This is a genomic window from Kitasatospora sp. NPDC001132, from assembly GCF_053598415.1.
The window spans coordinates 59,856-75,103 of record NZ_JBSFKF010000032.1; the positions used below are offsets into that span (position 1 = coordinate 59,856).

Consider the following 15,248-nt stretch of genomic DNA (forward strand, 5'->3'; position numbering starts at 1 on the left):
CGTCACCGCCCCCCGGCGCAGCCTACTCCGGCGGGCAGGTGCACGGTAAAGCCCCAGGTAGCGGTCTTGTCACGGTCCTGTGCGAAGTCTGTCCCGACGGGCGTGTCGGGGATCGTCCGGACGGGCGAAGGGCACGTCGCGCGGCCCCGGGGGCGCGGACACGGAACGGTCTCCGAATCCTTAACGGAACCGTAAGCCGTCCTTCCGATGCTTGACGACCAGCAATGGTCTAGTCCAGCTTTTGATCCGGGACGGAACGATCCTCCGGCTCCGCCCCGCAGGCTCACTTCGGACCTCCCCTCCCCCACACGCGGCCGCCGCGCCCCCCACCGCGGCGGCCGCTCCTCCCCCAGGAGCGTCGCCCCATGGCCCGCACGCTGAACCAGTCCTCGCACAAGCGCCGGCGCAGCCCCCTCCCGGCCGTCGCGGCCGGTGCCACCGCCCTCGCCCTGGCCGGCGGCGGCCTCGCCCTCTTCGCCGGCGGTGCCAGCGCGGCGGTCGGCAACCTGGTCGGCAACGGCGGCTTCGACGGCGGCCTCGGGGGCTGGACCTGCACCGGCGCCGCGACCACGGTCTCCTCCCCGGTCCACTCCGGCACCGGCGCGCTCCAGGCCACCCCGGGCGCCGGCGACACCGCCGAGTGCACCCAGACCGTCAGCGTGCTGCCCAACACCAGCTACACGCTGAGCGCCTGGGTCCAGGGCCCGTACGTCTACCTCGGTGCGCGCGGCACCGGCGGTACCGACCCGTCCGCCTGGTCGAACCAGAACAGCTGGAACCAGCTGTCCACCACCTTCACCACCGGGGCGAACGCCACCAGCGTCACCGTCTACCTGCACGGCTGGTACGGCCAGAGCGCCTACCTGGCCGACGACGTCGCGCTGGTCGGCCCCGGCGGCACCGGCACCCCGTCGCCGACCGCGACCCCCACCACCACGCCGACGGCCACCGCCTCCCCCACGGCAACCGCGACACCCACCCAGACGGCGAGCCCGACCCCCACCGCGACGCCCACCCGGACGGCGACGCCGACCCCCACCGCCACGCCGACCGGCACCACCCCGCCGGCCACCGGCCTGCCCGCCCACGTGGTCACCGGCTACTGGCAGAACTTCGACAACAACTCGACCGTGCAGCGGCTGGGCGACGTCCAGAGCGCCTACGACATCATCGCGGTGTCCTTCGCCGACGCCGTGCCGACCAGGACCGGCGCGATCAGCTTCACCCTGGACCCGGGCCTGTCCAAGGCGCTCGGCGGCTACACCGACGCCCAGTTCCGCGCCGACATCAAGGCCAAGCAGGCGGCTGGCAAGAAGGTCATCCTCTCCATCGGCGGCCAGAACGGCGCGATCACCGTCGGGGACGCCACCGCCGGCGCCAACTTCGTCGACAGCGCCTACGCGATCATCAAGGACTACGGCTTCGACGGCATCGACGTCGACCTGGAGAACGGCGTCCAGGCCGGCCCGCTCGGCGACGCGCTGCACGCCCTGCAGGCCAAGGTCGGCCCCGGCTTCGTCCTGACCATGGCCCCCGAGACCATCGGGATGTACAACACCTCCGGCGCCTACTTCCAGCTGGCGCTGAAGACCAAGGACATCCTCACCGTCGTCAACACCCAGTTCTACAACTCGGGTGGCATGAACGGCTGCGACGGCAAGGTCTACACCCAGGGCACCATCGACTTCATCACCTCGCAGGTCTGCACCCAGATCCAGGGCGGGCTGCGGCCGGACCAGGTGGGCATCGGCGTCCCGGCCTCCACCAAGGCGGCGGGCGGCGGCTACGTTTCGCCGACCGTGGTGAACAACGCGCTGGACTGCCTGGCCACGGGCAACAACTGCGGCAGCTTCGTGCCGCCGGCCAAGTGGCCGACCATCCGCGGTGCGATGACCTGGTCGACCAACTGGGACGTCAACAACGGCAACGCCTTCTCCAACGCGGTCGGCCCGTTCGTCCACAAGATGCCGTAACGGCGCTCGGCCGCGGTCGGCTCACGGCCGCGGCCACCGTCACCAGAGCTCAACTCCCCCCGGCGCGGCGCTCCTTGAGGGTGGGGCCTGCGCGTCGGCGGCGGGGCCCGTCGCACCGACCGGTGCGGCGGGCCCTTCCGTTCTCCCCTTATTACCGCCGTCCCGTTGTCACCGCCGTCACCGCCGTCCCGTCCACAGGTCGCGGGGGCGCTGCCGGGTCCGGCGCCGAGGGGCGCGCGCTCACCGCGCGAGGACCGCGACGAGCGCCCCGAGCAGCAGGAACGGGCCGACCGGGACGTCCAGTCCGCGCACCGGACGGCGGCGGGCCAGCGCGGCGGCGGCCCGCAAGGTGCCCCACAGCCCGGCGAGCACCATCGCGGCGAACAGCCCGCCGAGCGCCACCGACCAGCCGTACCAGCCGAGCAGCCCGCCCAGGGCGAGCCCGAGCGGGGAGTCCCCGGGCCCCAACGCGCCCAGCCAGACGGCCAGTTCGAGCACGCCCCCGACCGCGAGCGCGGCCAGCAGGCAGCGCAGCGCCACCGCGGGCCCCGCGCTCGGCGCCGCCGCCAGCAGCAGCGCCGTCACCCCGCCGAGCAGCGGAACGGTCAGCCGGTACGGCAGCCGGCGCACCCGCGCGTCGACGAAGCCGAGCACCACGCCGAGCGTCGCCGCCCAGGCCAGCGCCAGGGTCACCACCACCAGCCCGTCCGCCGCGTACGCCACCGCGACGGCGACCGCCACCGCGACGCCCTCCACCGCCCAGGGGCCGGCGCCCAGCCGCTCCCGGCAGCCAGGGCAGCGCCCGGTCGGCGGCAGCAGGCGCACCGCGCGGCCGCACGCCGGGCAGCCGTCGCACCACGGCTCGCCCTCCGGCACCGCGAACCGGGCGATCAGCCCGCGCAGCGGCGCGGCCGCCAGCAGACCGACCAGCACCGCCACCGGCACGACCGGGACCATCGACGCACCCCCCACCTCGACCTCCTCGACCGACACGTCGGGCACATCCTCCCGCGCGGGGCGCCCGGACGGTGTGCCGTCCGTCTCGTTCCGCGCGGGAGTACGCCGGCGCCCCTCGCGTACAGGAGCATTCCGGACATTCGACTGCTGGTTCGGAAGGCCGCCCGCCACCCCCGCCTGCCGATCCAAGGGGGCCGTTCAGGCCCTCGGAAGCACGCCTCCAAAGGCCCGCCGCACGGGCCCGCCGTACCCCTAAAGTAGGCGGACATGCAGGTCATCCAGTCCAGCAAGCTCGCCAATGTCTGCTACGACATCCGCGGCCCGGTGCTCGACGAGGCGATGCGGCTGGAGGAACAGGGCCACCGCATCCTCAAGCTCAACACCGGCAACCCGGCCACCTTCGGTTTCGAGGCGCCCCCGGAGATCCTCCAGGACATCCTGCGCAACCTCGCCGACGCCCACGGCTACGGCGACTCCAAGGGTCTGCTCTCCGCCCGCCGCGCGGTGGTCATGCACTACGAGGAGCGCGGACTGCACGGCCTGGGCGTCGACGACGTCTTCCTCGGCAACGGCGTCTCCGAACTGATCCAGCTGGCCATGACCGCGCTGCTGGACGACGGCGACGAGGTGCTCGTCCCGGCCCCGGACTACCCGCTGTGGACCGCCTCGGTCTCGCTGGCCGGCGGCACCGCGGTGCACTACCGCTGCGACGAGCAGTCCGAGTGGTACCCGGACCTCGCCGACATCGAGTCCAAGGTCACCGACCGGACCAGGGCCATCGTGGTGATCAACCCGAACAACCCCACCGGCGCGGTCTACCCGCGCGAGGTGCTGGAGGGCATCACGGAGATCGCCCGCCGGCACGACCTGGTGGTCTACGCGGACGAGATCTACGACAAGATCCTCTACGACGACGCCGAACACGTCCCGCTGGCCACCCTGGCCCCGGACCTCTTCTGCGTCACCTTCAACGGACTGTCCAAGGCGTACCGGGTCGCGGGCTTCCGCTCCGGCTGGATGGTGCTGTCCGGCGACCGGCACCGGGCCCGCAGCTACATCGAGGGCCTGACCGTGCTCGCCTCGATGCGCCTGTGCGCCAACATGCCCGCGCAGCACGCGGTGGCCGCCGCGCTCGGCGGGCGGCAGTCGATCCGGGACCTGGTGCTGCCCGGCGGCCGGCTGCACGCCTCGCGCGACGCCGCGTACGAGCTGCTGAACCGGATCCCGGGGGTCAGCTGCGTCAAGCCCAAGGGCGCGCTGTACGCCTTCCCCCGGCTGGACCCCAAGGTCCACAAGATCAAGGACGATGCCCGGATGGTGCTGGACCTGCTGCGCTCCCAGCGCATCCTGCTGGTCCAGGGCACCGGCTTCAACTGGCCCGAGCCGGACCACTTCCGGCTGGTCACGCTGCCCCGGGCGGAGGAGATCACCGACGCGGTGACCCGGATCGGCGACTTCCTCGGCGGTTACGTCCAGCAGTAGACGGTCGCTTCCGGCCGCGGACGGACCTCACCGGCCGCATCCGCGAAAACACTACGGCCGGAGCTCCGGCCCGGGCGATCTCCTTGGTCGGGGAAAGATCGCCCGGCGGAACTCCGGCCGTCCTGCCGCTCGGCGGGGCGCGCGGTTCGTGCCGCGCGCCCGCCTCTCTCGCGGCTGAGGCTCAGGCTCAGCCGAGACGCGCGACGAGGTTCCGGTACTCGTCCCACAGCTCCTTCGGGGTGTGGTCGCCGAAGGTCTCCAGGTGGGCCGGCACGAGGGCGGCCTCCTGGCGCCAGATGTCGGCGTCCACGGTGAAGAGCAGGTCGAGGTCCTCCTTGGACAGGTCCAGGTCGCCGAGGTCGAAGCCCTCGACGGTCGGCAGCACGCCGATCGGGGTCTCGACGCCCTCGCCGGTGCCCTCCAGGCGCTCGACGATCCACTTGAGCACGCGGCTGTTCTCGCCGTAGCCGGGCCAGACGAACTTGCCCTGGGCGTCCTTGCGGAACCAGTTGACGTAGTAGATCTTCGGCAGCTTGGCGGCGTCGGCCTGGGCGCCGACCTTCAGCCAGTGGGCGAAGTAGTCACCCATGTTGTAGCCGCAGAACGGCAGCATCGCGAACGGGTCGCGGCGCAGCTCGCCGACGGTGCCCTCGGCGGCGGCGGTCTTCTCGGAGGCGATGTTGGCGCCGAGGAAGACGCCGTGCTGCCAGTCGAAGGACTCGGTCACCAGCGGGACGGCGGTCGCGCGGCGGCCACCGAACAGGATCGCCGAGATCGGCACGCCCGCCGGGTCCTCCCACTCCGGGGCGATCGTCGGGCACTGCGCGGCCGGGACGGCGAAGCGGGCGTTCGGGTGGGCGGCCGGGGTGCCGGACTCGGGGGTCCAGTCGTTGCCGCGCCAGTCGGTCAGGTGCGCCGGGGGCTCCTCGGTGAGGCCCTCCCACCACACGTCGCCGTCGTCGGTGAGGGCGACGTTGGTGAAGACGGTGTTGCCCCAGAGGGTGTCGATGGCGTTGGCGTTGGTGTCCACGCCGGTGCCGGGGGCGACGCCGAAGAAGCCGGCCTCGGGGTTGATGGCGTACAGGCGGCCGTCGGCGCCGAAGCGCATCCAGGCGATGTCGTCGCCGATCGTCTCGACCTTCCAGCCCGGGACCGTCGGCTGGAGCATGGCCAGGTTGGTCTTGCCGCAGGCCGAGGGGAAGGCGGCCGCGACGTACTTGGCCTCACCGTTGGGCGGGGTGAGCTTCAGGATGAGCATGTGCTCGGCCAGCCAGCCCTCGTCGCGGGCCATGGTCGAGGCGATGCGCAGCGCGTAGCACTTCTTGCCGAGCAGGGCGTTGCCGCCGTAACCCGAGCCGAAGGACCAGATCTCCTTGGTCTCCGGGAAGTGCGAGATGTACTTGGTGGTGTTGCACGGCCACGGCACGTCCGCCTCGCCCTCGGCCAGCGGGGCGCCGACGGTGTGCACGGCCCGGACGAAGTCGCCGTCCTCGCCGAGCTGGTCCAGCACGGCCTGACCCATGCGGGTCATCACGCGCATGGAGACGGCGACGTAGGCGGAGTCGGTGATCTCGACGCCGTACGCGGCCAGCGGGGAGCCGACCGGGCCCATCGAGAAGGGCACGACGTACATCGTGCGGCCCTTCATCGCGCCGCGGAAGAGGCCCTGCTCGCCCTGGAACAGCTCCCGCATCTCGGCGGGGGCCTTCCAGTTGTTGGTCGGTCCGGCGTCCTTCTCCTGCTCGGAGCAGATGAAGGTGCGGTCCTCCACGCGCGCCACGTCCGTGGGGTCCGAGGCGGCGTAGTAGGAGTTGGGGCGCTTCTCCTCGTTGAGCTTCTTGAAGGTGCCCTGAGCCACCAGCAGGTCCGCGAGGCGCTGGTACTCCTCGTCGGAACCGTCGCACCACTCGATGCGGTCCGGCTGGGTGAGCTCGGCGATCTCGCTCACCCAAGCGAGCAGCTGCTTGTGGCGGGTGGGCGCGGATGCGCTGAGAGCAGAGATCTCGTACGACACGATCGCTCCGTTTCACGCCATCTCGGCGAGGAGACGGCGTCGCGGGGGTCTGAGGGTGCTTGCAGCGTAGCTCCGGACCCACGACCGGAACGCGGCGAAGCGTCGAAATTGACGCATCTTTTACTACAGCCAGTATGATTACTGGTGAGTAACCCGCCACCCGAGCCCCGGACGGAGTGCGCGGCGCCACACTTCAATTACTCCAAAACGTCCAACAGTGATGATCGCCACTTCCTACGCGTCAGTAACCTACGGATCCGTAGGTAGCGGGTAGCATGCTGCGCATGACTGCTGCTGCGCTCGCGGAGAGTGCACTCACGGAGAGCAAGCCGAAGTGGCGCGGCTGGCTGCACGCCGGGATGTTCCCCGCCACGGTGGCCGCCGGGATCGTGCTGATCTGCCTGGCCGACTCCACGCCCGCCAAGATCGCCTGCACGATCTACTCGGTCAGCGCCTGGCTGCTGTTCGGGGTCAGCGCGGTGTACCACCGCTTCGACTGGGGACCGCGCGGGGACGCCGTGCTGCGCCGGCTGGACCACGCGAACATCTTCCTGATCATCGCCGGCACCTACACGCCGTTCACGATGCTGCTGCTCGAGGGCGCCGCCCAGCAGCTGCTGCTCTGGGCGGTCTGGGGCGGCGCGCTGGCCGGGATCGCGTTCCGGGTGTTCTGGGTCGGCGCGCCGCGCTGGCTGTACACGCCGGTGTACCTCGCGCTGGGCTGGGCCGCCGCCTTCTTCCTGCCGGACTTCCTGCGCACCGGCGGCGTCGCCGTCCTGGTGCTGATGATCGTCGGCGGGGTGCTCTACAGCATCGGCGGCGTGGTGTACGGGCTCAAGCGGCCCAACCCCTCACCGCGCTGGTTCGGGTTCCACGAGGTGTTCCACGCCTTCACCCTGGGCGCGTTCATCGTCCAGTACGTCGGCGTCTCACTGGTGGCGTACAGCGCGGCCGGCTGACCCCGGCGCACCCCGACGGGCGGTCGAACGGTCCACGGACCGGCCGGCCGCCCGTTCCGCCGTCCAGGGCCGCTCGTACGGGGCCCGGATCTGCGGACGGCGCGAGTAGGCCGGGTGGTCGGCGCCACCGGGCTCCGACTGCGGGCCCCCGTCCTGCAGCAGCCCGTGCGCGTGGTGCAGCTCGCCGTGCGCGCCGTGCGGCTCCCCGTGCGCGCGGTGGAGCTCGCCGTGCGACTCCCGGGAGGGCTCGGGCGACGACCGGTGAAGCTCGCCAGGCCCGCCGGGCGGGGTCGGGAACGTCGCGGACCCGGAGCGCCGGACCGCGCCGGCCGAACGGGCCCGCGCCTCCCGGGCGTCCAGCGCCTCGCGGGCCCGGCGGCAGCGCTCGCAGTGCGCGGCGTCCGGGGTGCCGCGGTGCGGGCGGTGCCGGACCGGGGCCGACCCGCCGTGCAGGGCGCGCCAGCGGCGGGCGACGTGGACCATGAGCAACACGGTCTCGATCCCGGCGACCGCCAGGACCAGCCGGGCGCCGTTGATCAGATAGGCCGCGACCACGGCCAGCGCCGATCCCACCACCACCGCCGAGCCCCACACCTGGGCGCTCATCTGCTTGTCGTCCGCGTCGGCCACCTCGGTCCCCTTTCCCGGTGCCGGGCTCGTGGTCGGCTCCCGCCGCCCCACCTCTTCTCCGCTCTCGGCACGCGTCGGCCAGCACTGACCGATTGCCACATGGTATCTACCCTCAGTCATGGTCGACTGCACAGGGGCGGCGAACGACAGATCAACGTTGCGTCAATTCCTCGTGCGGAAGCAGCACTTCCAGGACACATCACGGAGCGTGGCCGAGCCCTGCCGCCCCACCCGGGCCGGCGGCCGGAACCGGGGCCGCCCAAGGCCTCCCCGGGAACGCCGAACCCGGCCCTCGACCGCCTGGTCGAGAGCCGGGTCCGACACTCCCGCTGTTCTCTTACGCGCGCGTGGCCGACGTGTGTGTACGGCATGCACGGCGGGCAGCGGAGCCCGGCCCGACCGACCGGGCCCCGCCCGCCGTCAGCCCCGTCGGACGCCCGTCCTCCGCCGCAGCACGGCGCCCGCGCCCACCAGCGCGGTGGCACCCAGGGCGGCCACCGCCGTCACGGCCGGCAGCGGCGAACCGTCGCCCGCGGCCTCCGCCACGGGCGGCGACACCGCCTCGGGCCGAGCCGCGGTGTCCGCCTCGTAGCCGCCGCCCCCGCCCGCCCGGTCGTACGCCGAGCCGGGCAGCTTGTCCCCGTACCGCTGGTGCACGAGCTGCTGGTACGCGGCCAGCGTGACCCCGTCCGCGCCCACCGAGCGCAGGGCCTCGTCGTCCAGCGGCAGCACCCGGCCGTCGCGCAGCACGTACCAGGCGTTGACCTGCGGCTCGCGGAAGGCGGTGCCGCCGCCGCTGCCCGCCGCCTTCGCCGCGTAGTCGCTCTCGTCACCGCCCGAGGCGATGTTGACCACCTTCCAGGCCCCGCCCTGCCGGACGGTCCAGACCGAGGCGCTCTGCCCGTCCGCCGCGACCACCTTGCTGGCGGTGAACTCGGCCTTCGCCACCGGTGCGCCCGGGGTGCCGGCAACGAAACCGGGGTCCAGGAGGTACACCGGCACGGTGTCGCCGGCCAGCCGCGGCGCGGCCGCGCTCGCCGCCCGGGCCTCCTCGGCGGCGCCGATGGTCAGCTGCCGGGTCGGCGGGACGCCCTTGCGGGCGAAGAAGTGGCCGACCTTGTCGAGGACGGCCGGGTCCTGGACCGCGCTGCGGGCCTGTGCCAGCTCGGCCGCGGGCACCGGGTCCGGGGCGGACGGGGAGTCCGCGTACGCGGCCGGGGCGAGCGCCGACGCGAGGCCGGCGGTGAGCAGGGCGGCGGCGACGACGGTGACGGTGGTGGCGGCCCGACGGCGGCCCGTGGTCTCGGTCATGGTCGCCCTCACGCGCCGATCCGGTACAGGGAGTGGGTCCACGAGAACGTGGAGTTGTTCACGTAGTACCAGTAGTCCGCCCAGTTGTAGCGGTAGTTGGAGGGCCACGGGTCGCCCCAGTAGACCCAGTTGTTCCCGGTGTCGTAGCCGTACAGGACGTGCATGTGGCCGCCGCCCGAGCTCCACTGGATGCGCGTCTCGATCGGGCGGTCGGCGTTCACCTCGGACTGCACGGTGCCGTAGTTCAGGTACCCGTTGACGTACGAGCCCGGGTTGATCCCGACCCGGTTCAGCCCGTTCTGCACATCGGCCAGCGTGGCCTGGCTGTTGGGGCAGGAGGAGTTGGCGGCCCGGCCGAACGCGGCGTTGCAGAACTGGTTCTGGCTGTAGTTGTAGCCGAACCAGGTGGCGATGGTGTTCCCGCTCGCCGCCCAGCACCAGTTGGTCTGCTGTTGCTGCTGCATGGTGATGTTGAGCTTCTTGTAGGTGCCGGCCAGGTCGGCCGTGCTGCCGGGCGCGGCCGCCTGGCGGACCTGGTGGGCGGCCCGGTCCTGGTGCGCGGCCGGGGCGGCGGTCGCGGGTGCGGCGGGGGCGGCGAGCGCGGGTGCGGCCACCGCGGCGGTGAGCGCGGGGCCCAGCACGCCGAGGGCGAGCACGGAGACCGCGCGGCGCAGCCGTATTCGTGGAACTGGCATGGGGGAAGTGCCTCCTTGCACGAGTGGAGCGAGGTGCCGTGTGGGGGCGCGGTCCGGATCGCGCCCCGAGCATCGCCTCTCGTCAGGTACGGGTCAACGGCTCTCGGGGGGCCAGGACCGAGGTGTGAACGGACGGGCGCGGATGTGAACGGCGCCCGCGAAACCCCCGCGCAGCAGGCCAGCACCGGTGACAAACCTCCGCACCGATGTGAATATTCACGGTCAAAAGCCGGTCCGTCCCGAACCGTTCCCCGAACCGTCCCCGAGCCGGACCCTGCCCCGCCCCCAGGAGGCCGCCATCCACAAGAGCGACCCAGCCGACCTCGCCGCCGCCCTGCGCACCGGCCCCTTCCACCTCGCCCTGCGCACCGCGATCTCCACCCGGGGCCTCGCCCTGCACCGCGTCCGCCGCCACCTCGCGCTGCGCGGCGTCAACGTCGGCCTCACCAGCCTCAGTTACTGGCAGCAGGGGCGCCGCCGACCGGAGCGCGCCGAGTCACTGCGCGCCGTCGCCGCCCTGGAGGACGTCCTCGACCTGCCCGAACACTCCCTCACCCGGCTGCTCGGCCCCCGCCGCGCCGCCGACCCCGCCCCGACCGGCCCGCCCGTCCGCCCCTACCGCGACCTCATCTCCCCCGCGGTGGCCGTCGACGGCCTGCTCGCCACCCTCGCCGGTCCGCGCGACACCGGGCTGCACACCATCACCCACATCGAACGCATCCGGGTCGGCCCCGACCGCCAGCTCGCCCGCCGCGACTCCCAGCACGCCCTGCGCGCCCACCGCGACGGCATCGACCGCTACCTCGCCCTCTACCAGGGCGACCCGGGCAGCGACATCACCCGCGTCGGCGTCCGCGCCGAGGAGAACTGCCGCCCCGGCCGCATCCGCCGCGACCAGGCCCACCACCTGCTCGCCGCCGAACTCCTCCTCGACCGCCGCCTGCGCGCCGGCGACACCCACCTGCTCGGCTACGGCTTCGACGACGCCCCCTCCCCCGAGCCCAGCTGCGAGTACGTCCGCGGCTTCAACGCCGGCGCCGGCCAGTACGTCCTCCAGGTCACCTTCCACCCCGCCGCCCTCCCCGTGCGCTGCCACCGCTTCGCCCTCCACTCCCCCGGCGCCGCCCCGTACGAGACCGAGGAGCTCACCCTCGACGGCCACCACTGCGTCCACCTGGTCGCGACGGCGCTGCGGCCGTGCCTGCTGGGCATCCGCTGGGACTGGGAGTGAGGGAGCCGGTGGGCGATGGTGAGCAGGACGGTGTTCTCGGCGGGGCGGGCGGCCAGGAAGGCGCCCGCCCGGTCGCGGAACTCGTCGAGTGAGGTGCCGAAGGTCCAGGTCATGGCCCATGGTGGACCAGGTCCGGACCGGTGCGCCAAGGATGTGCCTACTCGACCGCCGTGCCCAGCTTCTCGGCCAGCGCCGCCGGATCGGTGGTCGGGGCGTCGCAGGCGAAGTGCCGGCAGACGTAAGCCGCGGGCGCCCCGCCGATCAGCGGCCGGTCGGCCAGCAGCGGCACCTCGGACTCCCCGGGCGCGCCGACCGCGACCACCGCCCCCGGCGCCGTCCCGAGCAGCGCGGCCCGCCGCAGCGCCGCGGTGGCCGGGTCGCCGTCCGGGCCGATCACGGCGACCTCGCGCGGCCCGTCGAGCAGCGCCTCGGCGACGGCGAGGCCCCAGCCGATGAACCGCGGTGCCCGGCCGGCGAGCGCGCCGACCACGCCGAGAGCCCGCTCGGCGGCCGTGCGGTGCCGGTCGGAGCCGGTGTACGCGGCGTAGGTGAGCAGCGCGCCGGCGGCGGCCGTCCAGCCGGACGGGGTGGCGTTGTCGGTCGGGTCCTGCGGGCGGCGGATCAGCTCCTCGGCGTCGTCGGCGGTGTCGTAGAGCGCGCCGGAGGCCTCGTCGGTGAAGTGCTTGAGAACGGTGTCGAGCAGGCCGCCCGCGAGCTGGAGCCAGGAGGCCTCGCCGGTGACGGCGTACAGCGCGAGGAAGCCCTCGGCGGTGTCCGCGTAGTCCTCCAGCACACCGGCGTTGGCGCCGGGCCGACCGTCCCGGGAGGTGCGCAGCAGCCGGCCTTCGGGGGTGAGGTGGACGGCGAGCAGCAGGTCGGCGGCGCGTTCGGCGGCCTCGACCAGGTCGGGGCGGTCCAGCAGTGCGCCGGTCTCGGCGAGCGCGGCGATGGCCAGGCCGTTCCAGGCGGCGACCACCTTGTCGTCCCGGGCCGGGGCGGGCCGGGCGGTCCGGGCCTCGGCCATCCGTGCCCGGATCGTCTCGTACTCGGTGAAGTCCTCGGGGTCGGAGAGGAGTTGGAGCACCGAGGTGCCGTGCTCGAAGGTGCCCTCGGCGGTGACGGTGAACAGCCGGGCGGCGGTGGCCGCGTCGGCGGGGCCCAGCAGGTCGACCAACTGGCCGGGTTCCCACGCGTAGTACGCACCCTCGGCGGACTGCCCGGTCTCCTCGTCCAGGCTGTCGGCGTCCAGCGCCGAGGCGAACGCGCCCTCGGGCGTGCGGAGTTCACGCAGCAGGAAGTCCGCCGTGGACAGCGCGACCCGGCGGGCGAGGCCCGATCCGGTGGCCCGCCACAGGTGCAGGTAGGCGCGCAGCAGCAGCGCGTTGTCGTACAGCATCTTCTCGAAGTGCGGCACCACCCAGCCGGCGTCCACCGCGTACCGGGCGAAGCCGCCGCCGAGCTGGTCGTGGATGCCGCCGCGGGCCATCGCCTCGCCGGTGCGGACGGCCATCTCCAGCGCCGCCTCCGAGCCGGTCCTGGCGTGGTGGCGCAGCAGGAACTCCAGCACCATGGCCGGCGGGAACTTGGGCGCGCCGCCGAAGCCGCCGCGGTTCTGGTCGAAGTCCCGGCTGAGGGTCACCAGCGCATGGTGCAGGTCGGCCTCGCCGGGCGGGTGGTGGGCGCCGGCCGAGTAGACGGCGGCCCGCTCGGCCAGCTCGGCCCGGATCCGTCCGGCGACCTCGCCGACCTCCTGCCGCCGGTCCCGCCAGGCGGCGTCCACGCCCTCCAGCACCTGCCGGAAGGACGGCATGCCGTGCCGGGGCCGCGGCGGGAAGTAGGTGCCGAAGTAGAACGGCTCCTTGTCGGGGGTGAGGAACACCGTCATCGGCCATCCGCCCTGCCCGGTCGCGGCCTGCACCGCCTCCATGTACACGGCGTCGACGTCGGGCCGCTCCTCCCGGTCCACCTTGACCGCGACGAACCGCTCGTTGAGGTACTCGGCGAGCTCGGCGTCCTCGAAGCTCTCGTGTGCCATCACATGGCACCAGTGGCAGGCCGCGTAGCCGACCGACAGCAGCACCGGCACGCCGCGCCGCCGCGCCTCGTCGAAGGCCGCCTGCTCCCAGGGCCACCAGTCGACCGGATTGTCGGCGTGCTGAAGCAGATACGGCGAGGTCACACCAGCCAACCGGTTCATGCGCCCCAGCCTCTCACAGCGCCCCGAGCCCGACGGCGGAACCCACGCGTGTCCGTCCGCTCGGCCGCTGTCCGCTCAAGCGCCATCGCCCGGTGGACGGGGGTCGCCCCGGTCGGGCTCCCCCGTGCGGCTCACTTCCGCAGGGCGCTGCGCAGGAGCTTTCCGGTGTTGCCGCGCGGCAGGTCGGCGGTGAACTCGATCGCGCGCGGGTACTTGTACGGCGCGATGTCGCTCTTGACGAAGGACTGCAGTGCGGCGACGAGTTCCTCTCCCGGCTGGTGGTCGGCCGCGAGCACCACGTACGCCTTGACGATCTCGCCGCGCCCCGGGTCCGGCACGCCCACCACCGCGCACTCCGCGACCGCCGGGTGCCGCAACAGCGAGTTCTCCACCTCGGGCGCGGCGATGTTGTAGCCCGAGCTGACGATCATGTCGTCGGAGCGCGCCTGGAACCAGAAGTAGCCGTCGGCATCCTTGATGAAGACGTCACCGGTGAGCGTCCATCCGTCCCGCACCTGAGCTCGCTGGCGGGGGTCCGCCAGGTAGCGGCAGCCGGTCGGGCCCTTCACCTGCAGCAGGCCCGGCACTCCGTCCGGCACCTCGGCCCCGCTCTCGTCCACGACCCGCGCGCGGAAGCCCGGGACCGCCCGGCCGGTGGCGCCCGGCCGGATGTCCTCGTCGGCGGCCGAGATGAACACGTGCAGCATCTCGGTGGAGCCGATGCCGTCGACCAGCCGCAGCCCGGTGGCCCGCTCGAAGGCCTGCCAGGTCGCGAGCGGGAGCGTCTCGCCGGCCGAGACGCACAGCCGCAGGCTGGCCAGGTCGTAGTCGTCCAGCGTGTCCAGGACCCGGCGGTAGGCCGTGGGCGAGGTGAACAGCACGTTCACCCGGTGCCGGGCCACCGCCCGGAACAGCTTGTCCGGCGTGGTCTCCTCCAGCAGCAGACTGGCCGCGCCCACGCGCAGCGGGAAGATCAGCAGACCGCCGAGCCCGTAGGTGAAGCCCAGCGGCGGGCTGCCGGCGAAGAGGTCGGTCGGCTCGGGCCGCAGCACCCGGGCGGAGAAGGTGTCCGCGATGGCCAGCACGTCCTGGTGGAAGTGCACGGTGGCCTTCGGCACACCGCTGGTACCCGAGGTGAAGGCGATCAGCGCCACGTCGTCGGCGGCCGTCGGCACGGCCGGGAACACGCCCGTACGGGCCTTGGCCTGCCGCCCGAGCTCGCCGCCGTCGTGCACGTCGTACCGGACCACGGTCAGGTCGTCCCCGGCCGCGAGCTCCAGTTCCTCGGTGAACCGCTCGTCGCACAGCGCGAACCGCACCTCGGCCTTGGCGATCACCTCGCGCAGCTCGACGGCGCGCAGCAGGGCCATCGTGGTGACGGCGACGCCGCCCATCCTCATCACGGCCAGCCAGCAGATCGCCAGCCACGGCGAGTTGGGCCCGCGCAGCAGCACCCGGTTGCCCGGCCGCAGGCCGTGGCCGTGCACCAGCTCCTCGGCCGTCCGGTTGACCAGCTCGGCGACCTGGTCGTAGGACCACACCGTGCCCGCCTGGTCCAACAGGCAGGGCCGGTCCCCGCCGAACCGGCCGATCGTCCCGTCGAGCAGCTCCGCCGCGCAGTTGAGACGCGGCGGGTAACGCAGCTCGGGCAGGTCGACGAGGATCTCGGGCCACTCCTCGACCGGCGGAAGACGGTCGCGGGCGAAGGTGTCGACGTGCGCGGATGGGATCGATGCGTCCATGGCTCCTCCGGAGACTTGACGATCCACCCTCGGGTCCGGGAGCGATCAGGCATTCGA

General features: G+C 73.1%; 11 protein-coding genes. 4 read left to right on the top strand and 7 right to left on the bottom strand.

What is annotated here, in order from left to right:
- The first annotated feature begins 365 nt into the window (after positions 1-365).
- Positions 366-1,973 carry a chitinase gene (locus ACWDBE_RS31285; RefSeq protein ID WP_449791160.1) on the top strand — a complete coding sequence of 536 codons (1,608 nt, stop codon included), beginning with the start codon at positions 366-368 and terminating at the stop codon, positions 1,971-1,973.
- A 240-nt stretch (positions 1,974-2,213) separates the two neighbouring features.
- Here the strand turns inward: ACWDBE_RS31285 and ACWDBE_RS31290 are convergent, their stop codons facing one another.
- A complete protein-coding gene (locus ACWDBE_RS31290) occupies positions 2,214-2,966 on the bottom strand; it encodes a prepilin peptidase (protein ID WP_449809663.1) in 753 nt (250 codons plus the stop codon).
- Between the two features lie 231 nt (positions 2,967-3,197).
- Here ACWDBE_RS31290 and ACWDBE_RS31295 point away from each other — a divergent pair, with 231 nt between their 5' ends.
- Complete coding sequence (locus ACWDBE_RS31295) at positions 3,198-4,412, top strand: pyridoxal phosphate-dependent aminotransferase (RefSeq protein WP_392873777.1); 1,215 nt, start codon at positions 3,198-3,200, stop codon at positions 4,410-4,412.
- A gap of 187 nt (positions 4,413-4,599) precedes the next feature.
- Here the strand turns inward: ACWDBE_RS31295 and ACWDBE_RS31300 are convergent, their stop codons facing one another.
- Positions 4,600-6,426, bottom strand: coding sequence for a phosphoenolpyruvate carboxykinase (GTP) (locus ACWDBE_RS31300; RefSeq protein WP_449791163.1), 1,827 nt, complete (start codon positions 6,424-6,426; stop codon positions 4,600-4,602).
- A gap of 284 nt (positions 6,427-6,710) precedes the next feature.
- Between ACWDBE_RS31300 and trhA the strand changes: the two genes are divergently transcribed.
- A complete protein-coding gene (trhA, locus tag ACWDBE_RS31305) occupies positions 6,711-7,385 on the top strand; it encodes a PAQR family membrane homeostasis protein TrhA (protein WP_449791164.1) in 675 nt (224 codons plus the stop codon).
- Here the strand turns inward: trhA and ACWDBE_RS31310 are convergent.
- From ACWDBE_RS31310 to ACWDBE_RS31320, 3 genes are all read right to left on the bottom strand, one after another.
- Positions 7,356-8,015 (bottom strand): hypothetical protein, encoded by a 660-nt coding sequence (locus ACWDBE_RS31310; RefSeq protein WP_449809664.1) that lies wholly within the window; start codon positions 8,013-8,015, stop codon positions 7,356-7,358. The two genes, trhA and ACWDBE_RS31310, sit on opposite strands and share 30 nt — an antisense overlap.
- Positions 8,016-8,435: 420 nt before the next feature.
- A complete protein-coding gene (locus ACWDBE_RS31315; protein ID WP_449809665.1) occupies positions 8,436-9,326 on the bottom strand; it encodes a hypothetical protein in 891 nt (296 codons plus the stop codon).
- A gap of 8 nt (positions 9,327-9,334) precedes the next feature.
- Entirely contained in the window at positions 9,335-10,021 is a 687-nt protein-coding gene (locus ACWDBE_RS31320) for a papain-like cysteine protease family protein (protein ID WP_449809666.1), read from the bottom strand.
- Between the two features lie 298 nt (positions 10,022-10,319).
- On the opposite strand from ACWDBE_RS31320, the gene ACWDBE_RS31325 reads away from it, so the two are divergent.
- The gene (locus ACWDBE_RS31325) at positions 10,320-11,252 is read left to right on the top strand and encodes a hypothetical protein (RefSeq protein WP_392923894.1); all 933 of its coding nucleotides are present in this window, start codon (positions 10,320-10,322) and stop codon (positions 11,250-11,252) included.
- Positions 11,253-11,409: 157 nt separating this feature from the next.
- Here the strand turns inward: ACWDBE_RS31325 and ACWDBE_RS31330 are convergent, their stop codons facing one another.
- Both ACWDBE_RS31330 and ACWDBE_RS31335 read right to left on the bottom strand, forming a co-directional pair.
- Positions 11,410-13,449 (bottom strand): thioredoxin domain-containing protein, encoded by a 2,040-nt coding sequence (locus tag ACWDBE_RS31330; RefSeq protein ID WP_449809667.1) that lies wholly within the window; start codon positions 13,447-13,449, stop codon positions 11,410-11,412.
- 131 nt (positions 13,450-13,580) lie between these two features.
- Positions 13,581-15,191 (bottom strand): AMP-binding protein, encoded by a 1,611-nt coding sequence (locus ACWDBE_RS31335; RefSeq protein WP_449791169.1) that lies wholly within the window; start codon positions 15,189-15,191, stop codon positions 13,581-13,583.
- Positions 15,192-15,248: the final 57 nt, after the last annotated feature.

Excerpts from the sequence above, each read along its gene's own strand:
- ACWDBE_RS31285 (WP_449791160.1), top strand. The coding sequence starts at position 366 with ATGGCCCGCACGCTGAACCAGTCCTCGCACAAGCGCCGGCGCAGCCCC.
- ACWDBE_RS31295 (WP_392873777.1), top strand. The coding sequence starts at position 3,198 with ATGCAGGTCATCCAGTCCAGCAAGCTCGCCAATGTCTGCTACGACATC.
- trhA (WP_449791164.1), top strand. The coding sequence starts at position 6,711 with ATGACTGCTGCTGCGCTCGCGGAGAGTGCACTCACGGAGAGCAAGCCG.
- ACWDBE_RS31315 (WP_449809665.1), bottom strand. The coding sequence starts at position 9,326 with ATGACCGAGACCACGGGCCGCCGTCGGGCCGCCACCACCGTCACCGTC.
- ACWDBE_RS31320 (WP_449809666.1), bottom strand. The coding sequence starts at position 10,021 with ATGCCAGTTCCACGAATACGGCTGCGCCGCGCGGTCTCCGTGCTCGCC.
- ACWDBE_RS31330 (WP_449809667.1), bottom strand. The coding sequence starts at position 13,449 with ATGAACCGGTTGGCTGGTGTGACCTCGCCGTATCTGCTTCAGCACGCC.
- ACWDBE_RS31335 (WP_449791169.1), bottom strand. The coding sequence starts at position 15,191 with ATGGACGCATCGATCCCATCCGCGCACGTCGACACCTTCGCCCGCGAC.